The following is a 22,741-nucleotide window of genomic DNA, read 5'->3' on the forward strand; positions in this document are numbered from 1 at the left end:
GGGTGAGGGTGGTGGTTAGGTCGGGTGTGGGGGGTGCGGGGTCTAGTGGGGTGTTGGTGTCTTGTCTCAGGAGGCGCAGCATGGTGCGCAGGTCGAGGACTGATTGGTGGCCGGTGGTGATGATGTCGTCTAGGGCGGTGTTGATCTGGTCGGTGTGGTTGGGGTTGTGGAGGTGGGCTTGTGCTTGTTGGGCGCGCAGGACGATTTGGGTGTTGGCGCGGGCGAGGGTGTCGTGGAGTTCGCGGGCGATGAGGGCGCGCTGCTCGCGCAGGGCTTGGGCGTGAGCGGCCCGGGCCCGGGAGACGTTGGCGTCAGCAAGCCGCAGAGCAGAGGCGATCCCCAAACAAAAGATGATCAACAGCAGTTGGCTCAGTAGAGAATAGAACATGTCGTGACCTGCGTGCCAGGCTAGGAGGTTGCCGGCCACCATGGCCACCACAATGACAACAGCCTGCCAATAGCCACCCCGACGAACAAAGACGCAGATTGCCGCAGTCGCGGCTATAACGGTCCCGGTGAACTGGTTGCTGGCTGTCACATGTACAGCCCCTAGTGCCAGGATCAGGGTGGCGGTCCAGGGGCGTCGGGGGATCAACAGCAGCGCCCACGGCACCACCAAACCCACTATGGTGGTGAACCGTATACCGCCGTCGACCGTGTCGACCGCGGCGATAACAACACTGGCGGCGGTCAGCAGACTCAGGCCCCAATGGGCGTGCAACCAGTCCCACGTACGACCCCGCCGACGCCTGTTTCCGGGAGCGTCTGGCGCATGTTCCTGAACCGCGTTGTTGGGTGTGAGGGGGAGGGTGGTGTGGATGATCCATTGGTGGTTGGTGTGTTTGGTGGTGGTGGTTCCTCCGAGGGCGTGGGTGCGTTCTTGGATGCCGAGGATGCCGAGTTTGGATGAGGTGGCGGGGGTTGTGTGTCGGGTGTCGGCTAGGGGGTTGATGGCGAGGAGTTCGGCGGTGGTGTCGGTGATGTCGAGTTGGATGGTGCATTGGGCGTCGGGGGCGGCGTATTTGATCATGTTGGCGACGCATTCGTCCAGGATGCGGGTCAGGGTGGTGGTCAGGGTGGGGGTCAGTCGGGTGGGGTCGCCTTGGTGGGTGACGGTGGCGTGGAGGCCGGCTTGGTGGAGGTTGTGGCGGGCTTGGGTGAGGGTGGTGGTTAGGTCGGGTGTGGGGGGTGCGGGGTCTAGTGGGGTGTTGGTGTCTTGTCTCAGGAGGCGCAGCATGGTGCGCAGGTCGAGGACTGATTGGTGGCCGGTGGTGATGATGTCGTCTAGGGCGGTGTTGATCTGGTCGGTGTGGTTGGGGTTGTGGAGGTGGGCTTGTGCTTGTTGGGCGCGCAGGACGATTTGGGTGTTGGCGCGGGCGAGGGTGTCGTGGAGTTCGCGGGCGATGAGGGCGCGCTGCTCGCGCAGGGCTTGGGCGTGAGCGGCCCGGGCCCTGGAGACGTTGGCGTCAGCAAGCCGCAGAGGTGCGGCGATACCCATACAGACGGCAATCCACAACACCTGGCTGATGAACAGGTCATTCATCTTCGTTCCCGCCTGCCAGGCTAGGAGGTTGCCGGCCACCATGGCCACCACAATGACAACAGCCTGCCGATACCCACCCCGACGAACGAGTACGTACACGGCGAACCATCCGGCCATCACCAATCCGGGTCCCTGAGCGTCTACGAGCCCGTGTGCTGCGCCTAGTGCGAGGATGATCGTGGCGATCCAGGGGCGTCGGGGGATCAACAGCAGCGCCCACGGCACCACTAAACCCACCGCGTCGGTGAAAGTGAACCTCTGGAACAGCATCGGCAACGCGGAGAAGGCCAGGCTGAAGGCCGTGAAGACGCTGAGTTCACGGTGGGCGTGCCACGCAGCACGAAGCCGACTCGGCGCGGCGTCGAGCACTGGACGAGGCAGGGTCGGCATGGGAGACCTTTCAAGACTGCCCACAGACTAGCCCACATCATGAGCCTCCTACCAAAGTAGGAGTGGTCGTGGAGGGAAGCCGGAACAGCCGGGTCCCGCTGCTGTGTCATGGTCGAGTTATCCGAAGGCTCGACCATGAAAGGAGACTGTCGTGCAGCCGGTGGTTGTTCTCGGCGTGTGCCAGTCATATGCGGGACGCCAGGTGCTGCGGGACGTGGATCTGGTGGTGGAGCGGGGGGCGTTCCACGGTGTGATCGGTCCCAATGGTGCTGGTAAGACGACGCTGGTGGAGATCATCCAGGGTGCGCGCCGTGCTCAGGCGGGCAGTGTGGAGCTGCTGGGTCGGGCACCGTTGCCGCGTGATCCGCGTCTGCTGGTGCGGGTGGGGATTCAGCCGCAGGCCACGGCCTTCTTTTCTCGTGCCACGGTGTGGGAGCACCTTTCCGCCATCGCCGCGATATTCGGCGCCTCACAAGCACGGGCTGAGCAACTCATTGAGGCCATGGGTCTGGGACACGTGCGCAACTCGCGTGTGGAGCGGACTTCTGGTGGTGAGCGGCAGAAGTTGGCGGTGGCCTCGGCGATGGTGCATCGGCCGGAGGTGTTGTTCTTGGATGAGCCGACGGCGGCTCTGGATGCGACGGCTCGTCATGACCTGGTGGCCATGCTGGCGTCGGCGCGTGAGGAGGGCACGACGGTGGTGTATACGACTCACCATCTGGAGGAGGTCGAGCGCCTGTGCGATGTGGTCACCATTCTTGATGGTGGCCGGGTGGTGACGACGGCCTCTCCCTCTGCTCTGGTTGCCGGTGTGGGTAGTGATGCCTCGGTGCTGCTGCCCGGGGCGGTGCCGTATTTGGAGGCGGTGACCGGCCTGGATGTGGTGACGGCTGCGACCGTGAGTGCGGACGGGTTGGTGGTTCACGTGCGTGACGTGGGTGAGGCGTTTGCGGCTCTCGGTGCTGCGGGTGTGCCGACCGCAGGCGCGCAGGTGCATGGCCCGACTCTGGAGGATGCGTTTATGGACCTCACAGGAAAGGAGTACGAGTCATGACTCCCTTCAAAGCCCTAACAGTTTCCCTGGCGCGCACCAATCTGCGTGATCCGGCCACCATGTTCTTCTCCTATGTATTCCCTCCGGCACTGCTGGTTGTCCTTGCCTTGACCATGGGTGACCAACCAGGGATGGACGGCCATGACATCGTTGACCTCATCAGCCCCAACGTCATGGGCTTTGGAGTGGCTTTTGTTGGCATGTTCGCCGGTGCCGTAACAATTGTCGAGTGGCGGGAGAACGGAGTCGGACGTGTTCTGCGCAGCGCGCCAATGACCGTGAGCTCAATCCTCGCCTCGGCGCTGGCCGTCGCCGTCGCCTCCGCTCTCGTGCAGGCGGTGCTCGTCGTGCTCACCGGGTTTTTGCCGGCGGTCGGCGTGACGTTGTCGCCATGGGCGATCCTAACCGTGGTGCCGGTGTTCTTGGGGACTTTAGTCTTCTACTCGCTGGGCATGCTCGTCGGCCTGGTGCTGCCCACCGTCACCGCAGTCTCCCTGGCGGTTATGATCATGCTTCTGCCCATGGGCTTCACCTCCGGTGCGGTGCTGCCGCTGAAGATTCTGCCGGGATGGATGCAGACGCTCGCCAACTTCCTGCCGCTGACCTACCTGCTCGACGCGTTGCGCTGGCCGCTGACGGGCGTGGCCGAGCCGAGTGACGCGCTGATCGGGCTCGGCGTCACTGGCGTCGTCGGGGCGGCACTGTTTTGGGCAGCCACCAAGCTGATGCGCTGGACGTGAGATGCTGGAGCGGACCGTCCTCGGCGCGTGCCGCGTCGGCTGCTGGGGCTGACCGTTGTCGGAGTCACATTGGGCGGTGGGGCGTAGTGGTGGCTGCGCTCCTCCGGGGCAGCGGCCGGCAACCAGCCAGCAACAGCAGCCGATGATCCGGAGGTAGTCAGGGTAATGTCCTCCAGCTATTTTCCGGCGCTGCGCAGGCGCAGGGAGTTGGTGACCACGATGACGCTGGAGGCGGCCATGGCGGCGCCGGCGATCATCGGGTTGAGCATTCCCGCCGCGGCCAGGGGGATCGCGGCTACGTTGTAGGCGAAGGCCCAGAACAGGTTCTGCTTGATGATTCGCAGCGTGTCCCGGCTGATGCGGATGGCCGTCACCACGGCGTCCAGGTCGGTGCGCACCAGGGTGATGTCCGCGGCCTCGATGGCCACGTCCGTGCCCGACCCCATGGCGAAGCCCAGCCCGCGCGTGCCCGCCTGAGCCAGGGCCGCGGCGTCATTGACGCCATCGCCGACCATGCCCACCACGCGGCCCTCGTCTTGCAGACCGGCGATCACATCGCGCTTGTCGCCCGGCAGCACCTCGGCGCGCACGTCGGCGGCGTCGATACCGACCTCCCGAGCCACCCGGGCGGCGGTGCGGCGGTTGTCACCGGTCAGCAGCATCGGCCGGACGCCGAGCTCGCGCAGTGCGGCAACCGCCTCCCGGGAGGAGGAGCGCACCGTATCCCGCACGGACAGCACCGCCCGGGCGACGCCGTCCACGGCGAGTACGACGGCCGTCGCCCCGGACTCCTGCGCGGCGGCGACGGCGTCGGTCGCCTGCGTGGGCAGGTCCACGCCCTGCTCCGCCAGCCAGGCGGGGCGGCCCACCCGGACCCGGTAGGCGGTTCCGTCCAGTGACACGGTGCCGGACACGCCCCGCCCCTCGTGGTTGGAGAAGTCCCGCACCGCCGGTACCTGCTCGAGCCGTTCCTTGGCGGCTTCGGTGATCGCCCGGGCCACCGGATGCTCGCTGGCGGCCTCCACGCTCCCCGCCAGGGCGAGGGCGCGCAATCGCCTGCTCTCGGGGCCGGGGCGGTGAAGCCCCTCTCGGCTACCATCCGCGATCCTCGTGCCTCGGATCGCTCCCGCCAGCCCCGCCACGCCTTCGAGCGGCTCCCCCGCCCCGGCCGACTCTGCCCCGGCGGTCTCGGCTCCAGGCTCTGGAGGCGTGCTGCAATCCTCCGCTGCGGCTTCCACCCCGCCCTCTACTTCGGCGGCGTCCCAGGTGACGATCCCGTCGGCGTCCAGGCGCATGCGGCCCTCGGTGACGGTGCCGGTCTTGTCCAGCACGATCGTGTCCAGCGTGCGCGTGGACTCCAGCACCTCCGGGCCCTTGATGACCACGCCGAGCTGGGCGGCGCGCCCGGAGCCGACCAGCAGCGCCGTCGGCGTCGCCAGCCCCAGGGCGCAGGGGCAGGCGATCACCAGCACGGCAACGGCGGCCATGAATGCGTGCTGCGCCGGGTGCCCCAGCAGCAGCCACACCGCCAGCGTGGCCAGGGCCAGTACGATCACCGCGGGCACGAACACCCCGGAGATGCGGTCGGCCAGCCGCTGCACGGGCGCCTTGCCGGCCTGCGCGTCGGTGACCATTGCGCCGATGCGCGCCAGCGTGGTCCCCGCGCCCACCGCCGTCGCCCGCACCAGCAGCACGCCGGAGGTGTTCATGCAGCCGCCGGTGACGGCGTCGCCGGGGCCGGTCTCCACCGGCACGGATTCACCGGTGAGCATGGACGCGTCCACGGCGGAGCGGCCCTCGATGACCACGCCGTCGGTGGCGATCTTCTCGCCCGGCCGCACCACGAACAGGTCTCCGGCGGCCAAGGCGTCTATCGCGACCGTCTCCTCGGAGCGGGTGGCATCGGGTAGGGGGGCGCCGTCGTCGTCGAGCACGTCGACGGCGTCGGTGGAACCGGCGGGGGAGGTCAGTGTGACCCGGGTGGCCTGGGTGGCGCCTAGCTGAAGCAGGGCGCGCAGAGCGTCGCCGGAGCGGAAGCGGGCGCGTGCCTCCGCGTAACGGCCCGCCAGCAGGAAGGTGGTCACCCAGGCGGCGGACTCGAAGTACATGTGCACCTGGTGCCCCTGGGCGCGCGGGATGAACTCCATGCTCATGCGCATGCCCAGTTCGCCGGCGCCGCCGAAGAGCAGTGCCCACAGACTCCAGCCGGTCGCGGCGATCACGCCCAGCGACACCAGCGTGTCCATGGTGAAGGCGCCGTGGCGGATCGCCCGGAAGGCCGCCTGGTGGAAGGGCCAGGCGCCCCAGGTCGCCACCGGCAGGGCCAACGCCGCCAGCACCCACTGCCAGCCGGTGAACTGCAGCACCGGAAGCATTGACAGTGCCATCACCGGGATCGACAGCACCAGACTGACGATCAGTCGGGTGCGCAGGTACTCGGCGCGGTCGGCCTGCGACTGGCCGAACACGGGGGTCGGTGTCGGCGGCGTCGCGGAGTCCGGGGCAGTCGACGTGCCGACGGGCCCGGTGTCGGCGGCGGTATCGGTGTTCGGGAGGAGTGCCCCGGCGTTGTCGGACTCGGAGGTGCTCGCCGTACCGGATCCGGGAGTCCGCTCGGCGCGGGCTTCGGCGGTGGTGTTGGAAGTGGCGTCGGGCGCCGGGGCGCCGTCGTCGGCGCGGAGCTCGGTACGGTCGGTGACGGTGGCCGTATAACCGGCCCGGGCTACCGCGTTGATCAGTTCCTCGTTGGACACCGGCTGCGTCAGCGTGACCTTCGCGGACTCGGTGGCGAGGTTTACGGAGGCCTCGACCCCGTCGAGCTTGCCCAGCTTCTTCTCCACGCGCGCCACGCAGGAGGCACAGGTCATCCCCCCGACCACGAGGTCGACGGTGGCGACCGGCGCCGGGCTGGGGGCGAGGTCGGTGGTGGTGGGCTGAGTCGGCTCAGACATGTGTTGATCGGCCTCCAGTGTGAGCTCAGGCGGCGTCGCGTTCGACGGCGTCGAGGGTGTAGGCGCCCGCCTCGTCAATGGCCTCGGCCAGGGCGGCGTCGGACAGGACGACGTCGGAGACGACCGTGGCCACGGACTGGCCGCCCTTGTTGAGAATGACGGAGACGTTCTTGACGCCGTCGAGGGCCTCCAGCTCCTCGGTTACATGGGTGACGCAGTGGTCGCAGGTCATCCCCGAGATCCTCAGGGTGGTGGTGCGGTCGACGCCGTCGGCGGTGAACTCGGACATGATGGGCTCCTTGATTTCGGTGTGTGGTTTTGGGTCTGGCTTGCGGGCGGCGGATGCCGGCGTGGGCGGGCGCAGCCCGCGAGGCGGGGTCAGGACTTGACCAGGCGGGCGATCGCGTCGGAGGCCTCGCGGATCTTGGCGCGGCCCTCCTCGTCGGAGGACTGTGCCGCGTGCAGGACACAGTGGTTCATGTGATCCTCGAGCAGGCCGAGGCTGACGGCCTGTAGCGCCTTGGTGACCGCGGAAACCTGGGTGAGTACGTCGATGCAGTAGGCGTCCTCCTGGACCATGCGCGAGATGCCGCGCACCTGGCCCTCGATGCGGCTGAGCCGCTTGAGGTATTCCTCCTTGGTTCCCGTATATCCGGCCATCACTCCTCCTGCCCGTACGTGGTGCACGTAGTGCCGGCCGATCTGTGCTGACCGACGGCCCTTACGATACCCCTAGGGGGTAGGGGTTGCAATGCCCGTTGGGTGGACCGGACACCTCACCACGAACGCTTGCTGCGACCCTTCGCCTCCTGGTGTACGGGAGTTTGCCGCACGCCAGAGAACAAAGCCTCGGAGCAGGGTGCAAAGTGTCGGGGAAGGCGACGGATTCGGCGGGTGGCACCCGATGTCTGAAATCTGGCTGCTTGCAGCTGCATTCAGTGGGGGAGGTGGCGAGACCCAAGCAGATGGCACGCAGGTGGTGTCACAAAGTGCACCACTTTCATTCGTGTCGATGTACGGCCGACACTGTGATCCGCGTAATCATGCGGATGTCCGTAGAGGGTCACCCACGGCCTGTGCTGAAACTGGTGCATTCCGTGACAGCGATGCGGGTGGTTCCCCGTATCGAGGCTCTCGTCAGGAGGAGAGTGTGGGAGGGATGATGCCTGGGCTGAGATGCATCGGCTGTGGGATGCTGGTCATATGACTGAGCAGCGTGTCCCCGCGGACCTGGAGGCCTCATGGGCTCCGATCGGCTGGGAACCCAGCGACATCGGCTTCGACGACGCCCCCTTCGGCAGCGTCCTGGGCGACCCGCTCATGGGCTCGCCCATCTTCGACGTCTCGGTGCTAGACGCCGCGCCCGCCTCTGAGGCGGGTGGCGCCGATGCGCGTCCCGCCTCGTCATCCGGCGCCACCCGGCCCCGCACTGCTCAGCCCACCACCCGCAAGCAGCACCAGCAGGCCACGCACACGTCCAGCCACCGCCAGTCCACCGCCCGGCCCCAGGCGCAGCCCGCTTCCCCGTCGGCATCGGGCCGGGGAATGGTGGCGCCGACCCCGGCTGTGTCGGTTCCCATGCAGCGGCAGTCCTCACGTGTCGCGGCCGGTTACGGTGTCGTCCCGACGCCGGGACCGCGACAAGTTTCCGGTGCCGTCGGCGGTATGCCTGCAGGGACAATGCCGCCCCCTGGCACCGGGAACCCGGCCCAGAATCCCTACGCGCCAGTGCAGTTGCACCGTCCGCAACCGGCGATGCCGTCCGCCACCGCCTACGGCCCACCGCCACAGCGGCCGCGTCCACCCGTCCAGGACCCCTACGGACGCCCTCCGGCCTCGGCGCCAAACGGCTCACGCCCGGCACCCCAACCGCGCAATCAGAGCAATCAGAACCAAGACACCAGCAACATCGAGAAGCTGGTGGCAACCGGGATCGGCTGGGTGGTCTTCATCCTGATCATGATCGTCTTCGCCAGCATGTGAGGCCCCGCCGCGCCTCGATGCCCGAGTCGTCTGGGCGCGTCGTCGCATACGGCGCACGCCGTCGTCGAAGGCGGCACCATCGCAGGTCGGCGCCCCTGCGGCACCGCGGCTCAGTCGTCCAGGTGACCAACCAGGCGGGCGGCCAGGCCCGTGTAGGTCGCGGGCGTCAGCGCCAGCAACCGCGCCTCGACGTCGGCGGGCATGCCCAGAGAGGAGATGAACTCGTGCATGGAGGCGGCCGTGACCCGCTTGCCGCGCGTGAGTTCCTTGAGCCGCTCGTAGGGGTCGGCCATGCCGGTGGCCCCGGCCACCGACGCCGCGCGCATGGCCTGCTGCACCGGCTCGCCCAGGACCTCCCAGGTGGCGTCGAGGTCCTCCGCCAGGCGGGAGTGGTCGACGTCGAGCCCGGCCAGGCCGCGGCGAATGTTGTCGATCGCCAGCAGCGAGTGCCCGAAGGCCACGCCCACGTTGCGCTGGGTGGTGGAGTCCGTCAGATCGCGCTGCAGGCGGGAAGTGACCAGGGTGGCGGCGAGCGTATCCAGCAGGGAGCAGGAGATCTCCAGGTTCGCCTCCCCGTTCTCGAAGCGGATCGGGTTGACCTTGTGCGGCATGGTGGAGGAGCCGGTGGACCCCTGCGCACTCAGGCGCTGGCGGAAGTAGCCCAGCGAGATGTAGGTCCAGACATCGGTGGCCAGATTGTGGGCGATCCGGTTGAAGCGGGCGACGTCGGCGTACAGCTCCGCCTGCCAGTCGTGGGACTCGATCTGGGTGGTGAGCGGATTCCAGGTCAGGCCCAGGGACTCGACGAAGGCGCGGGCGATCTGCTCCCAGTCGGCGCCGGGCACCGCGACCACGTGCGCGCCGAAGGTGCCGGTGGCGCCGTTGATCTTGCCCAGGTACTCGGCGGCCTCCACCCGCGTGGCCTGGCGGCGCAGCCGATGGGCCAGAACCGCCAGTTCCTTGCCGAGCGTGGTGGGGGTGGCCGGCTGGCCGTGGGTGCGGGCGAGCATGGCGGCGTCGGCGTGCTCGCGGGCCATGGCGGCCAGGTCGTCCACCAGCCCGCGGGCCGCCGGCAGCCAGACCTGCGCGACGGCGTCGCGAATGGTCAGCGCGTAGGCGAGGTTGTTGATGTCCTCGCTGGTGCAGAAGATGTGGACGATCTCGTGCATCTCGGGCAGCGCCGTGGCGCCCAGGACGTCCGGGGCGGCGTCCAGGCGGCGCTTGAGCAGGTACTCAACGGCCTTGACGTCGTGGCGGGTGACCGCCTCGATCTCGGCCAGTTCGGCGATCTCCGTGGCGCCGAAGGAGTCGACGACGCCGCGCAGATAGGTCTTTTCGGCGTCGGACAGTGTGGGGGCGCCGGGCAGCACGCGGTGGTCGGTCAGGTGGATGAGCCACTCCACCTCCACGCGCAGGCGCGCCCGGTTCAGGGCGGCCTCGGACAGGTAGTTGACCAGTGGCGCGGCGGCGGCGCGGTAGCGGCCGTCGAGGGGGCCGAGGGCGATGGCTGGGGAGACGGTGGCGAGGTCGACCATGATGCCGATTCTGCCAGCTGCGGCCGTGGGCGGAGGCTGCTGTCTCAGAGAACGCCGTCAGGCGCCGCACGACCGGAGCAAAACCTGCTTGCGGAGGGCGCGCAGGAAGTGCGCAGTAGGTCGCGATGCAGGCGGGACGCGTCAGGCGCGACGGTAGGCGGTGGCGGTGGATCCCTGGCGGCCTTGGAAAACGACGAAACTGGCGGTCTTCAGGCGGTCGAGCGCCCATTTGACTTGGCGGTCGGTGAGTCCTGTCGCTTCGGCTATCTGTGCGCGTGTCTTCGGCGTGGTCCCCAGACACGACCAGACCACCGCGGCATTGGTGGAGACGGCGGCTACCTCCTCAGGAACTCGAGTTTCATCCTTCTGGGCCGAGTTTCCCGAGCTATCGGGGTTATCGGCTTGTCCACCGGCGGATGCCAGCGCATAGGACGTCGAGCCCCTTGTTCCCGAGGTCTCAGCGAGTCCCAGGTTGACAAGTTCTTGCAGCTGTCGCCGGGCCTCAGCGGAGTCCAGACCGAACCGACGCCTGTAGGTCGAGTTGGTCCAGGAGCGACCGTGTCTCATCTCTGCCAGGGCATGACGCTGGTCGACTCCAAGCCCCTCGGTGTCGAGGTCGGCGAGCCAAGTCAAGTCGGAAGGCGATAGCAGTGCCGCCCTCGGCAACAGCGCCGTGAATCGTATGCCGATGTCCTGGAAGCGGACAGGCTCCATATCGGCTTGGCGTAGGGCTACGCGCACAGCACGGATGCCGGTTCCCAGACCCTCAATCACGCGACGTTCATCAGCGTCGGTGGTGAAGGTACAGATGTCGTACAGGCGCTCGTTGACGGCCGACTTACCGTCACGAGTACCCAACTGATCCACGGTCAGTCCCCACAGGCCGCCGGGGCTTGAGATGATGAGACGGTCGCGCGTCAGGCGGATCTCCACTCCTTTCGATAAGGCTGGCTCAGACAGATCGCGGTGGACCAGCGCGTTAGCAATCAGTTCGCGAACGGCGACCGGTGGGTATTCGTACACGTTGCGGGCGTGTCCGTCCTCGCCGAGCTCGATGTTGGTGCGCGCATTCTGAGACACCCACTCAACGGCTGCGGTAAGCATTCGCGGAATCGGTCCGTCGATCCTGAGCCGGTCGGTGGCCCGTGAGCCGCCTTCATCGCCTGTGGCCACCGCCGTGATTGCCAGAGTAGGGAACTGTCTCTGCGGGTACCGGCCCAGGGCGTACAGGCCGGCTACCGTTGCTACGCCCTCCTCCGTCAGGATGTTCAGGTTGAGCAGGACGTCTGCGTCCGACTGGTCCCTCAGTGCGGTTGACTCCGCCCGTGCGTTGCGTATGAAGCTCTTTACCAGGTCCGGGTCGAGATTATCTGGCTCTTCGCGTTGGTGGGTGTGGTTGGTGGGGGTGGGTGCTGCCGGCTGGAGTGCGGGGGTCGGGCCTTTTCATTGATGCCTGGGTCAGTAGCGTTTGAGGTGCGTGTGCTGTGGCTGGCGGCGGGTGCATCGCCAACGCCGGGCTCCCGGGGTGCGTCTGCTCCGTCGCTTCGCTGCCGGGTGCGGGTCGGTCGGGGTGCTGGGAGGGGGTGGGTTGGGTTGTCTGGTGTGTTTTCCCGGGTGGGATCTGGCGCGTAGGTCGGCGCGGGCCCTGGCGGTTGGTACCTGTGGTTGACGGTTCGGCACTTAGCACCGGCGATTCGTACCCTCTCGTGACGGTTCGGCACCTAGAGGTACGTACCGTCCCATAGGAGTACGAATCGTTGATCAGAAGGTACGTACCGTCGTCGGAAGTGTCGAATCGTCGACCCGAGAAGGGGGGTGCCCCGTCAGGCGAGCAGCCGAGTCCTCCCGCCCGGACCGCCGCATCCGAGAGGGTGAGGCCGGGACTCGCCGGGACTCGTCCCTCGGGGTGCGCTGGCTGCACACCGGCGGCATGAGATGCCGGGACTCGCCGGGACCTGTTGTGGCCTGTCCAGGCTCGCGGCGATCAATTGCGCCTGCCCTTCCCCATCGTGCCTGCCAGAACGCTCCTGCCGGACGTCCACAATGACCGTCGCCAGGCTCTTACCTGTACACCACCACACCCGTGATCCCGAGGAGCCCCCCCCGATTCCCGGGTCGGCTGTGCTCCCGTGGGACGGCTGTCATGTCGTTTTCTGACCTTGGGGTGTGGTTTACGACCCCGGGGTGGTCGTAAACCACACCCCAAGGTCGGAAACCAGCGCCGACCAGCGCTTGGCGCTTGAGCTTGAGGGTGCGGCCGTATGGAACCACGATGCGGCAGGCCTCCCTCGGGCGCGGGAGGGCAGCGCTAGAGCGCGGGAGAGGCCGTCCTCGGACCGGCCAGAACACACCACCAGCCACACCCCCACACACGAAGGGCCCCTTAACGCACGAACCGTCAACCGGGGAAGCCGGGCCCGGCCTGCGGGCGTGCCGGTAGATCGGAGGGGAGGATGACCCCATGAGCGAGCCCTCCAGCCGCAACTCGCCCGCACCGAGTTCCGCCGACGTGCCCCAGTGGATCAACGATCTGGTGCCGATCGCCGCCCGGGCCCGCGCCCTGCTGCGCGCGACCGCGCCCGCGCTGCCGGTAGCCGTGACCGCGGTGCTGCTACTGCCGCAGCTGGTGCCGTTCCCGACACCCTGGGTGGCGACGGCGTGTATGGCGCTGGGCGGATTCCTCGCGTTGCGCCACGGCGGACCTGCCGTGCCGGCGGCCGGCGTATCGACCATTGGCGGTAGTGCCTCCGGGCAACGGGCAGCACCCGGGGCTTCGGCCGCGGTCGGCGCCGGGCCACAGGCCGCAGCCGGGACTTCGGCCGCGACCGCCGTCGGGGAGCTGTGCCCCGGTGGGCGCACGGGCGCGCTGCTGGTGGTGCTCGACCTGCTGCTGTCGGTCACAGGCCTGGCCGCGTGGGCCGGACTGGCGTTGGCCGGAACCGAGCAGACGCTGCTGGTAGCGGCTACCGCTGCCGCCGTGGGCCTGGCGGTGGGCGTCGGCCTGCTCGCAGTCATGGAGCTGGTCGGACGGCGCAGCACGGTCATGGTCGCGGCGCTCGCGGCCGTTGCGCTGGTTGCTGCCGCCGCAGCCGCCTACGGCCTTACCCTGATCGCGCCCTCCTGGTGGTTGGTGCTGGCTTTGGCGGTCGGTGTGGATGCAGTCGGCGCGATCGCCCTGCGCGCGGGCGTCCGCAACGACCGCCGCTCCCCGCAACCGGCCGACGCCGCGTAAAGATCCGCGGTCGCCCCACACCGCCGCGCTTCCGTCAGTTGCCCGTTCGACGCGCTTAGCCCGGCGGCGCACCGGGGCGCTCGCCAAAACCCACAGGGAGTGTTCGTGCACCCCTGCGCTCGCCGCATTCACAGGCCCTCTGCACGGCCGTGCCCCGCCGCCTTAGCTTCGAGGCATGTCTTCCTTTCTCCTCAGCCTCGCCGCTGACAAGACCACCACCGGTACCGCCATGGTCCCGGCCTCGGTGCCGGCCGGCTGGACCGGCGCCGCCGCAACCGCCTGCCAGACCAGCCTCGACGACGTCGTCGCGCTGATCGCCGGTCTGGACACGCTCATGACCGACGCCCAAGACGCCATGACCGCATACGAGAACGCCAAGAGTCAAGAGGGAGAGAACTAATGAGCACCACCACCTCGCCCGCTCCGTCTACTCCGTCCGCCCAGGACCTGGACGCCCTCGATGCGCTGGACCTGCGCACCCCACTGGTCAGCACCGCCACTCCGAGCGGTGTCCCCGCCGGTTCCACCCCGTTCGGGCAGCCCGCAACCGGCCAGGCGAGCACCTCTGCCGGTGCGGGCCCCTACACCCCGGACGCGACGCTTCCCTACAGCCTCACCTGGCCCGGCATGGCGAGCGGCACCAGCGTCGTCGTCAGCGGGGGCGCCTACGGGGTCAACACCGACGACCTCACCGGCCTGGCCGCCACCCTCAACAGCGCCGCCGACTGGCTGGAGGACGCCCGCGACCTGGCACTGACCTGCTTGACGGACCTGCGCTGCGGCGGCCTCGGATTCACCATGTACACCCAGCCCCTGTTCGGCTCGAGTCAGCGCGACTTCGGATTCGGCACGTCCAGTCAGTCCTCGACCGCCTCCGACCAGAGCAGTTCCGGTTTCGCGTCCAAGAGCGACGCCCTGACTTCGGGCGGCGGGCAGTGCCTCGTCTGGGCGCTCGGCCCCTCTGCCACCGAGCGCACCAATGCCATCGCCGCCCTGGAGGCACTCACCAGCGGGGTCGGTTCCCTCGACGACGCCGCCTCCAGCTTGCGCACGCTCGCCACCGACGTCACTGCCTGCGGCACCGCCTACACCGATGCCGACACGGAGATCGACGGCAAGTGGCTCCTCCTGCTACAGGGGGTGCGCCTGGGATCGAATATCCCCGGCGTGACAAGCACCTCCCCGGGAGCCCAGGTGGCCGTTGCAATCCTGGCCCTGCTCAGCGCCGACGGCGTCACCCTGCCCGACGGCGTCGACGACGTCCTCCAGGGACTCGAAACCGTGCTGAACGACCCCCTGCTAGCGGGCTGGGCCACCACCGACCTGTTGATCCTCGTCGGTCTTACGGTGTGGGCGCAGCAGGCGAACACCGGACACGAGGCCGCGGTCATAGAGACCTACATCGGGCAGGTCGCCGAGGAGCTGGACCCCGCCATCACCGCCGCGCTGCCCGCGCAGGTGCAGGTCGGCAGCCGCACGGTGGACACCTCCTCCTTGACGCCCATGCAGCGCGTGGCCTACTACCTGGCGTTGCGCTCGGAGCAGGCGGGGACGCAACGCTATGGGGAGCCCACGGGCGTGACCGTGACCCCGCACGGCGGGCAGTCCGTCACGGTCCCGACCGGCGTGCAGGACCCCTTCGGACTCGGGACCGCCGTGCCCGCGGTTGCGGCCGGCATGCCGCAGGCGTGCACGACCGCGCCACAGCCCGGCACGGCGGCCGAGGTCATCCGCTACTCCGCCGACATGAAGGGCAGCGACGAGGACACCTCCTCCGGCATCGTCTCCATCCTGCGCACCGACCACGCCGACGGCACCACCTCCTGGCTCGTCGTCGTCCCCGGCACCACCGACTGGGGCAGCGGCAACACCAACCCGCAGGACCTGCTGACCAACCTCCAGGCCGTCTCCGGCCGCCCCACGGACATGGAGAGCGCCGTCGTCACCGCCATGCGCGAGGCCGGGATCGCCCCGGGGGACAAGGTCGGACTCTACGGCCACTCCCAGGGCGCCATCACCGCCTCCAACGTGGCCGCGGACCCGGCCGTCAACGCCCAGTTCAACATCACCAACCTGCTCACCGCCGGCGGCCCCACCGCGGGCGCGAACCTGCCGGACAACGTCAACGCCCTCCACATCGAGAACACGGGCGACGCCGTGCCCGCGCTCGACGGCACCGCCACCCCGCGCACGCCCACCCGCACCGTGGTTACCGTGGACACCCACGCCGCCGGCGTGAACGGCTACCCGCATGGGGCGCCGATCTACGCCGACGCCGTCGACGGCATCAGTGGCGACCCCCAGATCGACCAGTGGACCGAAGAACTCGCCGGCCTGACCGGGTCGGGTGAGTCCGGCGCCGACACCACCGAGATCATCTTCGACATCACCCGCGACAGCCCCGAAACGGCTTGGGAGAAGGCCGCGAGCACCGTCGGCAAGAAGGGGTGAGCCCCGTGCGGGCGGGGTGCACTACCGCCGCCCGACCCCGCCCCTGCCGCCCGTGAACCCCTGGGCGGGCGGTGCGCACCCAGTCAGCGCTGGTTCGGTCCCAGGAGGCCGACGATGATCGCCGACGCAATCGACACGATCAGCGAGCCCACAATCGCGGTGCCGAAGGAGGCCACGTGCAGGCCCAGCGTCATCCCCGTTCCGGGGCTCACCCCGGCGAGCACGTCCGTGATCCAGCTGGTGAGCACGAGCATCGCCCCGTTGACCACCAGGGCGAACAGCCCGAAGGTCACCACGTACAGAGGGAAGGCCACCACCTTGGCCACCGGCTTGATCAGCGAGTTCACCAGCGCCAGTATCAGGCCCACCACCAGCAGGTTGAACAGGGTGAGCGCCAGGCTGGGCGTGCCCGGAACGACCATGCCGTCCAACAGCGCCACCGCCAACCACAGGCCGGCGGCGTTCCCGAGTGTGCGAACAATCAGGTCCATGCCCCAATCCTCGCAGACGCCGCGGGTGGCGGGAAGCCGAAGCGGAACCGGATACGCGTCACTTGGTGCGCCACCACGTGCCACGCTCGCGTGCCAGGATGAGGACATGACCGACGTGCACATCCGCCCCGCCGTCCAAACTCTGCCCGCGTATGTTCCCGGCGCCCGCTCCACCGGGGAGGAGGTCGCCAAGCTGTCCAGTAACGAGCTGCCCTACCCGCCGCAGGAGAGCGTGTTGGCGGCGCTGACCGCCGCCGCTGGCGGCGTCAACCGCTACCCGGAGATGACCGGGGATGCGCTCGTGGAGGCCATCGCCCAGCGCCACGCGGTCGCGCCGGAGCAGGTTGTGGTCGGCAACGGTTCCGTCGCCCTGATCCAGCACGTACTGGACACCATCTGCGACGAGGGCGACGACGTCGTCCTGCCGTGGCGCTCCTTCGAGGCCTACCCGATCTGCATCGCCGTGGCCGGCGCGCGCGCCGTCAAGGTGCCGCTGACCGCCGACGGCCGCCACGACGTGGCCGCCATGATCGCCGCTGTCACGTCCCGCACCCGCGCCCTGCTCGCCTGCACCCCCAACAACCCCAGTGGGCCGGCCCTGACTGCGGACGAGCTCACCGCACTGGTGGAGGGTGTTCCCGAGCGGGTGCTGGTGATTGTGGACGAGGCCTACCTCGACTTCGTCACCGACCCCGCGGTCGGCGACGCGCTCACCCTGCTGGCCGATCACCCGAACCTGCTGGTAAGCCGCACCTTCTCCAAGGCACACGCCCTGGCGGGCATGCGCGTGGGCTACCTGGTGGGCGAGCCCGGCATCGTCTCCGCCATCCGCTCCGTGGCGACGCCCTTCGGCGTCAACCTGCCGGCACAGGCCGCCGCGATCGCCGCACTGGAGCCCGCGGCGCTGGCCGAGACCGCCCGCCGCGCCGCCGTCGTCGCCACCGAGCGCGATCGGGTACTGGCCGCGCTGCGAGCACAGGGCTGGCAGGTGCCCGACGCGCAGGGGAACTTCTTCTGGCTGGCCGTCGGGGAGCAGACCGACGCGCTCGCCGCGCACTTCCGGGCGGCCGGAATCCTGGCTCGGCCCTTCTCCGGCGAGGGCGTGCGCGTATCCATCGGCACACCGGCCGAGAATGACCGCGTGCTGGCCGCCACCGCAGCCTGGCCGGCCCGCTGACGGGCGAGCGATCGAACATCGCCGAACGGACACCCGGGCCGGCCCGCAAGGGCGTCCCCGCACCCCGCTGTGGCGTCCTCCGGGTCGGCGGGGTTCAGTGAATGGCGAGGGTGAGTACGAACAGCAGGCAGAAGACGATCTCGGCGACGCCCATGGTCCGCGGCCGCAACGGAGCGCGGCGAGCACGCACCAGATGCCACTGCCACAGTGGAACGGCCAGGGAGCGCACCGCCAGCACCACCCACAAGGCGGCGTGCGCGACGGGCAGCCAGCCGCCGCGGGCCAGCGACACCGTGGCCACGGCGACCAGCACGTGCCAGGCGACCGCGCCCGCGAGCAGCGGCCGGTTGAAGCGCTCGCGGATCATCGACTTGATGTACGGCACCGTCCCGCAGAAGTAGGCCGCCGTCAATGCGGTCACCGGCCACATCCAGGCCCAGCCGGTCAGCTCCCCATTGGGTGAGACACCGGGCAGGCTCGTGGCATCCGCCCCCAGCCCCAGGAAACCGCCGCGGCCGCCGACGCCGAGTGAGTAGGTGATGGCCGCCATCAGGGCGGCGGCCGCCGTCGTCGCCAACCCCGAAAGCAGGGAGCGCTCCCGACCGCGCCAGGACTCCCACAGGGCGATTGCGCACAGGGGCGCCAACAATACCACCCACTGCAGCAGGTAAGGGGCGACCGCCAGCGTCACCACGCCGAGCAGCGCCGTCCACGTGGTGTAGACCGCCAGCGGGGGCAGTGCCAGCGCCCGCCGGCGCGGGGAGCGTGCGCGCGCCCACTGCGACCAGGCCCAGTAGGTCAGGTATGCGCCCAGCCAGGCGGGGATGAACAACAGGTTCACCCAGCTGAAGCCACCCACGACCCAGCCCATGATCGGCGGCAGCAGCAGCATGTAGTGCGCGCCGTGCTGGTTCGGCAGCCAGGCTCGACGTCCGGGCTGTCCACCCGGACGTGCCGCGGACGGGCCGGGCGTGGTGGAACTCGTCGCTGACGCACCGGACCGCGCGGAGGCCGACCTGGCGCCGCCGGCCCGCACAGAGGACGGGCGCACGGGCTCGCCGGTGGCCAGTAGGCGGTCATCCTCGGGGCCGGGGCGCGACTGCTGGTATGGGATACGGCCGCGGGGGCCCCGGGCGAAGTCCTCTGACGACGTGGACGCGGTGGTTGCGTCGGCGTCGGTCTCCGGCTGCCCGGAGACGTACTCGATGTGGCGGTCGGAGGGGTCCGAGGGGCGCTGCTGTGTCACGCAGGTCAGCCTAATTGGCGTGGAAGTGTCAGGGAATGCACCACTTTCAGACGTTGTGCGTCCTCGGTGTCGCTGCGAACCGCGCGATGCTGCGCCTGGATTTCCGACTCGTGGGTGGGGCAGCACGAATGTGGTGCATTTAGTGACACCGATGCCGGTATCTGCGGATGGGGTGGGTGGAGGAAAGGCCCGTGCGGACGGCCCACAGCTCCGAAGACGCGCCGGGAGGTGCAAGTTTTCCACAGGACGTAGTTGCTCATTGGGTGTTTTGCGTGATGTTTGACAGTATTTGGTTGTGGATCATGTAGACAGAGAAGGTCGTCTCCTGGTTGACCTCGGTCGCTGCGGCGGCGCGGCGAGGCGTGCAAGTCTGTGCCGTGACCGCTCCGACTGGCGTGCCCTCTCAGCGTTAGTGGAGGGAGGCAAGGTCAGTTCCTATCCCCAGGGGGTCGTCGCACTGCCGCAGGCCGACCGGGCGAAGGTCGTGGCGAGGCGCATCGGCGGGCTACTGACTTGCGGGCACGCTCTTGCCCACTACGGGATTCCCCTCCGCGAGGAGCCGACTGTGATTCACGTCGCGGTTCGGCGCGGGCGCAGTCATATCCCGTCCGGAGTGGGGCGGGTTGTCATCCACCGGGTTGAGGGGCTGGTGCCGCGTGGCCCTCTGGAACCGCCGATCGCCGATCCCGAATCCGTTGTGCTGACGGTTATGCGGTGTGCCGACGAGCTCGATGCGTTGATAGCGCTGGACGCTGCGCTGAGGGTTGGCCTGGTTCACGAGACCATGCTTTTAGCGAGGTTGGCAGGCCCGCGCAATGGTCGCCTGCGGTCCCTGCTGGGACGGGCCGATCCTCGGGCTCGATCACTCCTGGAGACGATTGCTCGGTACGACCTGCAGGAGGCCGGGCAGGAGCCGGAAGTCGCCGCCGATCTCGGCTTCGAGGTTGACCTGCTCATGGGACGCCTGGTCATCGAGACGGACGGATACGCCTATCACGGCGACCGGGAGTCTTGGGAGAATGACCATAGGCGTGACCAGTCTCTGCTGCGGCGGGGTTATGTGCCACTCAGGCTGACCAGCGCCCAGGTGCTCTCGCGGCAGACCGTGCAACTCGTCGAGCCGGTGGCCCGCCGCCTGGGCTGCTGGCGTGAGAGCTGACCAAACGAGGAGCGCAGGGAAGCGGTGACACAGAGGGCCCGGCGACGGGGCTACCCCATCGCCGGACCCCGGCTGTGTTGTGGCGCGGTGCTGTGCCTACCGTGCGGCGATCAGGCGCCGAGGGCGGCGGAGACGACCTGCTTGGCCTCCTCCTGGACCTGGGCCAGGTGCTCGGCACCCTTGAAGGACTCGGCGTAGATCTTGTACACGTCCTCCGTGCCCGAGGGGCGCGCGGCGAACCAGGCGTTCTCGGTGGTGACCTTGAGCCCGCCGATGGGGGCGTCGTTGCCGGGGGCGCGCACCAGGCGGTCGGTGATCGGCTCCCCGGCCAGCTCGGTGGCGGTGACGTCCTCCGGCGACAGGGCCGCCAGCTTGGCCTTCTCCTCCTTGGTGGCGGCGGCGTCGATGCGGGCGTAGGCGGAGGCGCCGAAGCGCTCCACCTGCTCCTCGTGCAGCTGGGAGGGGGTCTTGCCGGTGACGGCGATGATCTCGCTGGCCAGCAGGGCCAGAATGATGCCGTCCTTGTCCGTGCTCCACACGGTGCCGTCCTTGCGCAGGAAGGAGGCGCCGGCGCTCTCCTCGCCGCCGAAGCCGACGGAGCCGTCCAGCAGGCCGGGCACGAAGTGCTTGAAGCCGACCGGCACCTCCACCAGCTTGCGGCCCATGGCGGCCACCACCCGGTCGATCAGGCTGGAGGACACCAGCGTCTTACCGACGGCGGCGTCCGCGGGCCAGCCGGGCCGGTGGGTGAACAGGTACTCGATCGCGACGGCCAGGTAGTGGTTGGGGTTCATCAGCCCGTCGGGGGTGACGATGCCGTGGCGGTCGGAGTCGGCGTCGTTACCGGTGGCGACGTCGTAGGGGGTGTTGCCCTCGGCGTCGGGGGTCATGGCATTGCGCAGTGAGGCCATGGCGTTGGGGGAGGAGCAGTCCATGCGGATCTTGCCGTCCCAGTCCAGCGTCATGAACGACCAGGTCGGGTCGACCTTCGGGTTGACCACGGTCAGGTCCAGGCCGTAGCGCTCGCCGATGGCGCCCCAGTAGTCCACGGAGGCGCCGCCGAGCGGGTCGGCGCCGATGCGCACGCCGGCCTCGCGGATGGCGTCCATGTCGATGACGTTCTCAAGGTCGGCCACGTAGGTCTCGAGGTAGTCGTGCTTGACGACGTAGTTACCGTCGAGCGCGTCGGCGATGGGCACGCGCGGCACGTCTCGCCAGCCGCCGGCGAGCAGCTCGTTGGCGCGCGCCGCGATCCAACTGGTGGCGTCGGAGTCGGCGGGGCCGCCGTGCGGGGGGTTGTACTTGAAGCCGCCGTCGCGGGGCGGGTTGTGCGAGGGGGTGACGACGATGCCGTCGGCCAGGCCCGGGCCGGTGGTGCGCACGCCGGACTCGGTGCCGGCGCCGTTGGCCAGGAGGATCGAGTGGGAGACGGCGGGGGTGGGCGTGTAGGAGCCGCGGGCGTCGACGGCGGTGGTAACGCCGGCGCCGGAGAGCACCTCGATGGCGGTGCGCCAGGCGGGCTCGGACAGGGCGTGCGTGTCGCGACCGATGTAGAGCACGCCGTCGGTGCCCTGGGAGCGACGGTATTCGACGATGGCCGCCGTGATGGCCACAATGTGGGCCTCGTTGAAGGCGGTGTCCAGGGAGGAGCCGCGGTGCCCGGAGGTGCCGAAGACGACCTGCTGGGTCGGGACGGCGGGGTCGGGGACGAGTTCGTAGTAGGCGTTGACGACCTCATCGACATCAATGAGGTCCTCTGGTTGGGCGGGAAGTCCTGCGCGTTCGTGCATGGGTGCAGTGTGTCACGGACCACGGAGTGTGTCCTGGGAATCCCGGAGATCGGACGTATTGGTTTTGGCGATGCGACGCCGCGTCCCCATGTGACGCCATGTGACGCACGGCGGCCCTGCGTGCTTAGGATGCCGCCATGTCGACCGCTGCACAGACCGCCATTGCCACCACTAGCGCCCCGGCCGCCGTCGGCCCGTACTCCCAGGCCGTGTCCACCGGCGCGGGCAGCGGCGCCACCGTCTACATCTCCGGGCAGGTGCCGCTCGACCCGGCCACCGGAGAACTGGTCGACGGCGGTATCCAGGCCCAGGCCGAGCGGGTGCTGAACAACATCGGCGCGATCCTCGAGGCCGCCGGACTGGGGTACGAGCACGTTGTCAAGACCACGGTGCTGCTGGCCGACATTGCCGACTTCGCCGCCGTCAATGAGGTCTACGCGCGCTTCTTCACCGGCGCGGTGCTGCCCGCCCGGGCGGCCTTCCAGGTGGCGGCGCTGCCGCTCGGCGCGGGCGTGGAGATCGAGGCCGTCGCGGTGCGCCCCTGAGGGGTGCCGCCGACGCCGCCGCGGCACCTGCTACTGACAAGCTACTGACAACTACTGTTAAGAAATTAACAGTAGTTGTCAGTAGTGTTGTCAGCCTCGGTCAGTGGGCGCCGGACCTCAGGCCCAGTCCTCGACGTCGGTGGTCACCTGACTCCTGACAGGTCGCTGGGGTGATCGGGGTTTTTCGTTGGTGTGGTGCGGTTGGGTTGGTGGTTGTGGGGCACTAATCCGGTGGGCGGTAGAGTGATGGTGTGTGAGCCCGTATGTTCGTAAGGTGCGTACCGCTTCTGGTGCTACGGCGGTGCAGATCGTGGCTAAGGAGCACGGGGTGCGCCGGGTTGTGGAGCACCTGGGCTCGGCGCACGATGAGGCGGAGCTGGCGGCCCTGATTCAGGCTGGGCGGGAGAAGATCCGGGGAGGCCAGGGGGGTGCTGGACCTGGCCGGCCTGACACC

18 protein-coding genes and 1 pseudogene are annotated in these 22,741 nt (G+C 68.9%); 10 read left to right on the forward strand and 9 right to left on the reverse strand.

All coding sequences use genetic code 11. The features are described from left to right. Positions 1 to 1,933: sensor histidine kinase (locus ACGLYG10_RS15670; RefSeq protein ID WP_211483032.1), on the reverse strand; the 1,933-nt coding region annotated here is incomplete at its 3' end. 151 nt (positions 1,934 to 2,084) lie between these two features. Here ACGLYG10_RS15670 and ACGLYG10_RS14835 point away from each other — a divergent pair. Both ACGLYG10_RS14835 and ACGLYG10_RS14840 read left to right on the forward strand, forming a co-directional pair. Continuing rightward, on the forward strand, positions 2,085 to 2,987 hold the full coding sequence (locus ACGLYG10_RS14835) for an ABC transporter ATP-binding protein (protein ID WP_073333669.1): 903 nt from the start codon (positions 2,085 to 2,087) through the stop codon (positions 2,985 to 2,987). Further along, entirely contained in the window at positions 2,984 to 3,727 is a 744-nt protein-coding gene (locus ACGLYG10_RS14840; RefSeq protein ID WP_073333672.1) for an ABC transporter permease, read from the forward strand. The genes ACGLYG10_RS14835 and ACGLYG10_RS14840 overlap by 4 nt, the downstream gene beginning before the upstream one ends. 176 nt (positions 3,728 to 3,903) lie before the next feature. On the opposite strand, the gene ACGLYG10_RS14845 is transcribed toward ACGLYG10_RS14840, so the two are convergent. From ACGLYG10_RS14845 to ACGLYG10_RS14855, 3 genes are all read right to left on the reverse strand, one after another. Next, positions 3,904 to 6,678, reverse strand: coding sequence for a heavy metal translocating P-type ATPase (locus tag ACGLYG10_RS14845; protein WP_073333674.1), 2,775 nt, complete (start codon positions 6,676 to 6,678; stop codon positions 3,904 to 3,906). A 25-nt stretch (positions 6,679 to 6,703) separates the two neighbouring features. Continuing rightward, positions 6,704 to 6,967 carry a heavy-metal-associated domain-containing protein gene (locus tag ACGLYG10_RS14850; RefSeq protein ID WP_073333677.1) on the reverse strand — a complete coding sequence of 88 codons (264 nt, stop codon included), beginning with the start codon at positions 6,965 to 6,967 and terminating at the stop codon, positions 6,704 to 6,706. Between the two features lie 89 nt (positions 6,968 to 7,056). Continuing rightward, on the reverse strand, positions 7,057 to 7,338 hold the full coding sequence (locus ACGLYG10_RS14855; RefSeq protein WP_073333679.1) for a metal-sensitive transcriptional regulator: 282 nt from the start codon (positions 7,336 to 7,338) through the stop codon (positions 7,057 to 7,059). Between the two features lie 543 nt (positions 7,339 to 7,881). On the opposite strand from ACGLYG10_RS14855, the gene ACGLYG10_RS14860 reads away from it, so the two are divergent. Further along, positions 7,882 to 8,661: a hypothetical protein gene (locus ACGLYG10_RS14860; RefSeq protein ID WP_073333682.1), complete on the forward strand. Its 780-nt coding sequence runs from the start codon at positions 7,882 to 7,884 to the stop codon at positions 8,659 to 8,661. Positions 8,662 to 8,771: 110 nt separating this feature from the next. On the opposite strand, the gene purB is transcribed toward ACGLYG10_RS14860, so the two are convergent. Continuing rightward, complete coding sequence (purB, locus tag ACGLYG10_RS14865) at positions 8,772 to 10,196, reverse strand: adenylosuccinate lyase (protein ID WP_073333684.1); 1,425 nt, start codon at positions 10,194 to 10,196, stop codon at positions 8,772 to 8,774. 141 nt (positions 10,197 to 10,337) lie between these two features. Further along, the gene (locus ACGLYG10_RS14870) at positions 10,338 to 11,300 is read right to left on the reverse strand and encodes an ATP-binding protein (RefSeq protein WP_073333687.1); all 963 of its coding nucleotides are present in this window, start codon (positions 11,298 to 11,300) and stop codon (positions 10,338 to 10,340) included. A gap of 1,357 nt (positions 11,301 to 12,657) precedes the next feature. Here ACGLYG10_RS14870 and ACGLYG10_RS14875 point away from each other — a divergent pair. The 3 genes from ACGLYG10_RS14875 (at position 12,658) to ACGLYG10_RS14885 (ending at position 15,879) form a co-directional block, all read left to right on the forward strand. Next, entirely contained in the window at positions 12,658 to 13,428 is a 771-nt protein-coding gene (locus ACGLYG10_RS14875; protein ID WP_073333689.1) for a hypothetical protein, read from the forward strand. A gap of 175 nt (positions 13,429 to 13,603) precedes the next feature. Further along, positions 13,604 to 13,828 (forward strand): hypothetical protein, encoded by a 225-nt coding sequence (locus tag ACGLYG10_RS14880; protein WP_073333691.1) that lies wholly within the window; start codon positions 13,604 to 13,606, stop codon positions 13,826 to 13,828. Further along, a complete protein-coding gene (locus tag ACGLYG10_RS14885; protein WP_073333692.1) occupies positions 13,828 to 15,879 on the forward strand; it encodes a hypothetical protein in 2,052 nt (683 codons plus the stop codon). Before ACGLYG10_RS14880 ends, ACGLYG10_RS14885 begins: the two co-directional genes overlap by 1 nt. A gap of 83 nt (positions 15,880 to 15,962) precedes the next feature. Here the strand turns inward: ACGLYG10_RS14885 and ACGLYG10_RS14890 are convergent, their stop codons facing one another. Next, entirely contained in the window at positions 15,963 to 16,370 is a 408-nt protein-coding gene (locus ACGLYG10_RS14890) for a phage holin family protein (RefSeq protein WP_073333694.1), read from the reverse strand. 106 nt (positions 16,371 to 16,476) lie between these two features. Between ACGLYG10_RS14890 and hisC the strand changes: the two genes are divergently transcribed. Further along, positions 16,477 to 17,547 carry a histidinol-phosphate transaminase gene (gene hisC, locus ACGLYG10_RS14895; RefSeq protein WP_073333697.1) on the forward strand — a complete coding sequence of 357 codons (1,071 nt, stop codon included), beginning with the start codon at positions 16,477 to 16,479 and terminating at the stop codon, positions 17,545 to 17,547. A 94-nt stretch (positions 17,548 to 17,641) separates the two neighbouring features. Here hisC and ACGLYG10_RS14900 read toward each other — a convergent pair whose 3' ends face one another. Then, a complete protein-coding gene (locus ACGLYG10_RS14900) occupies positions 17,642 to 18,793 on the reverse strand; it encodes a YwiC-like family protein (RefSeq protein WP_073333698.1) in 1,152 nt (383 codons plus the stop codon). 565 nt (positions 18,794 to 19,358) lie between these two features. Between ACGLYG10_RS14900 and ACGLYG10_RS14905 the strand changes: the two genes are divergently transcribed. After that, on the forward strand, positions 19,359 to 19,952 hold the full coding sequence (locus tag ACGLYG10_RS14905; protein WP_244542705.1) for a hypothetical protein: 594 nt from the start codon (positions 19,359 to 19,361) through the stop codon (positions 19,950 to 19,952). 110 nt (positions 19,953 to 20,062) lie between these two features. Here ACGLYG10_RS14905 and pgm read toward each other — a convergent pair whose 3' ends face one another. Continuing rightward, positions 20,063 to 21,742, reverse strand: a complete 1,680-nt coding sequence (gene pgm, locus ACGLYG10_RS14910; RefSeq protein ID WP_073333701.1) for a phosphoglucomutase (alpha-D-glucose-1,6-bisphosphate-dependent) — start codon at positions 21,740 to 21,742, stop codon at positions 20,063 to 20,065. 137 nt (positions 21,743 to 21,879) lie between these two features. On the opposite strand from pgm, the gene ACGLYG10_RS14915 reads away from it, so the two are divergent. Together ACGLYG10_RS14915 and ACGLYG10_RS16440 are read left to right on the forward strand one after the other, a co-directional pair. Beyond that, positions 21,880 to 22,287, forward strand: a complete 408-nt coding sequence (locus ACGLYG10_RS14915) for a Rid family detoxifying hydrolase (RefSeq protein WP_073333703.1) — start codon at positions 21,880 to 21,882, stop codon at positions 22,285 to 22,287. A gap of 253 nt (positions 22,288 to 22,540) precedes the next feature. Then, positions 22,541 to 22,741, forward strand: a pseudogene (locus tag ACGLYG10_RS16440) (hypothetical protein); the annotation flags it as partial.

The sequence above is a fragment of the Actinomyces glycerinitolerans genome (assembly GCF_900098745.1).
Taxonomy (GTDB): Bacteria; Actinomycetota; Actinomycetes; order Actinomycetales; family Actinomycetaceae; genus Actinomyces; species Actinomyces glycerinitolerans.

Bases quoted from the DNA above. Each gene is read 5' to 3' on its own strand.
- ACGLYG10_RS14860 (WP_073333682.1), top strand. From the start codon at position 7,882: ATGACTGAGCAGCGTGTCCCCGCGGACCTGGAGGCCTCATGGGCTCCG.
- ACGLYG10_RS14850 (WP_073333677.1), bottom strand. From the start codon at position 6,967: ATGTCCGAGTTCACCGCCGACGGCGTCGACCGCACCACCACCCTGAGG.
- ACGLYG10_RS14840 (WP_073333672.1), top strand. From the start codon at position 2,984: ATGACTCCCTTCAAAGCCCTAACAGTTTCCCTGGCGCGCACCAATCTG.
- ACGLYG10_RS14845 (WP_073333674.1), bottom strand. From the start codon at position 6,678: ATGTCTGAGCCGACTCAGCCCACCACCACCGACCTCGCCCCCAGCCCG.
- ACGLYG10_RS14875 (WP_073333689.1), top strand. From the start codon at position 12,658: ATGAGCGAGCCCTCCAGCCGCAACTCGCCCGCACCGAGTTCCGCCGAC.
- ACGLYG10_RS14870 (WP_073333687.1), bottom strand. From the start codon at position 11,300: ATGCTTACCGCAGCCGTTGAGTGGGTGTCTCAGAATGCGCGCACCAAC.
- ACGLYG10_RS14890 (WP_073333694.1), bottom strand. From the start codon at position 16,370: ATGGACCTGATTGTTCGCACACTCGGGAACGCCGCCGGCCTGTGGTTG.
- pgm (WP_073333701.1), bottom strand. From the start codon at position 21,742: ATGCACGAACGCGCAGGACTTCCCGCCCAACCAGAGGACCTCATTGAT.
- hisC (WP_073333697.1), top strand. From the start codon at position 16,477: ATGACCGACGTGCACATCCGCCCCGCCGTCCAAACTCTGCCCGCGTAT.
- ACGLYG10_RS14915 (WP_073333703.1), top strand. From the start codon at position 21,880: ATGTCGACCGCTGCACAGACCGCCATTGCCACCACTAGCGCCCCGGCC.
- ACGLYG10_RS14855 (WP_073333679.1), bottom strand. From the start codon at position 7,338: ATGGCCGGATATACGGGAACCAAGGAGGAATACCTCAAGCGGCTCAGC.
- purB (WP_073333684.1), bottom strand. From the start codon at position 10,196: ATGGTCGACCTCGCCACCGTCTCCCCAGCCATCGCCCTCGGCCCCCTC.
- ACGLYG10_RS14880 (WP_073333691.1), top strand. From the start codon at position 13,604: ATGTCTTCCTTTCTCCTCAGCCTCGCCGCTGACAAGACCACCACCGGT.
- ACGLYG10_RS14885 (WP_073333692.1), top strand. From the start codon at position 13,828: ATGAGCACCACCACCTCGCCCGCTCCGTCTACTCCGTCCGCCCAGGAC.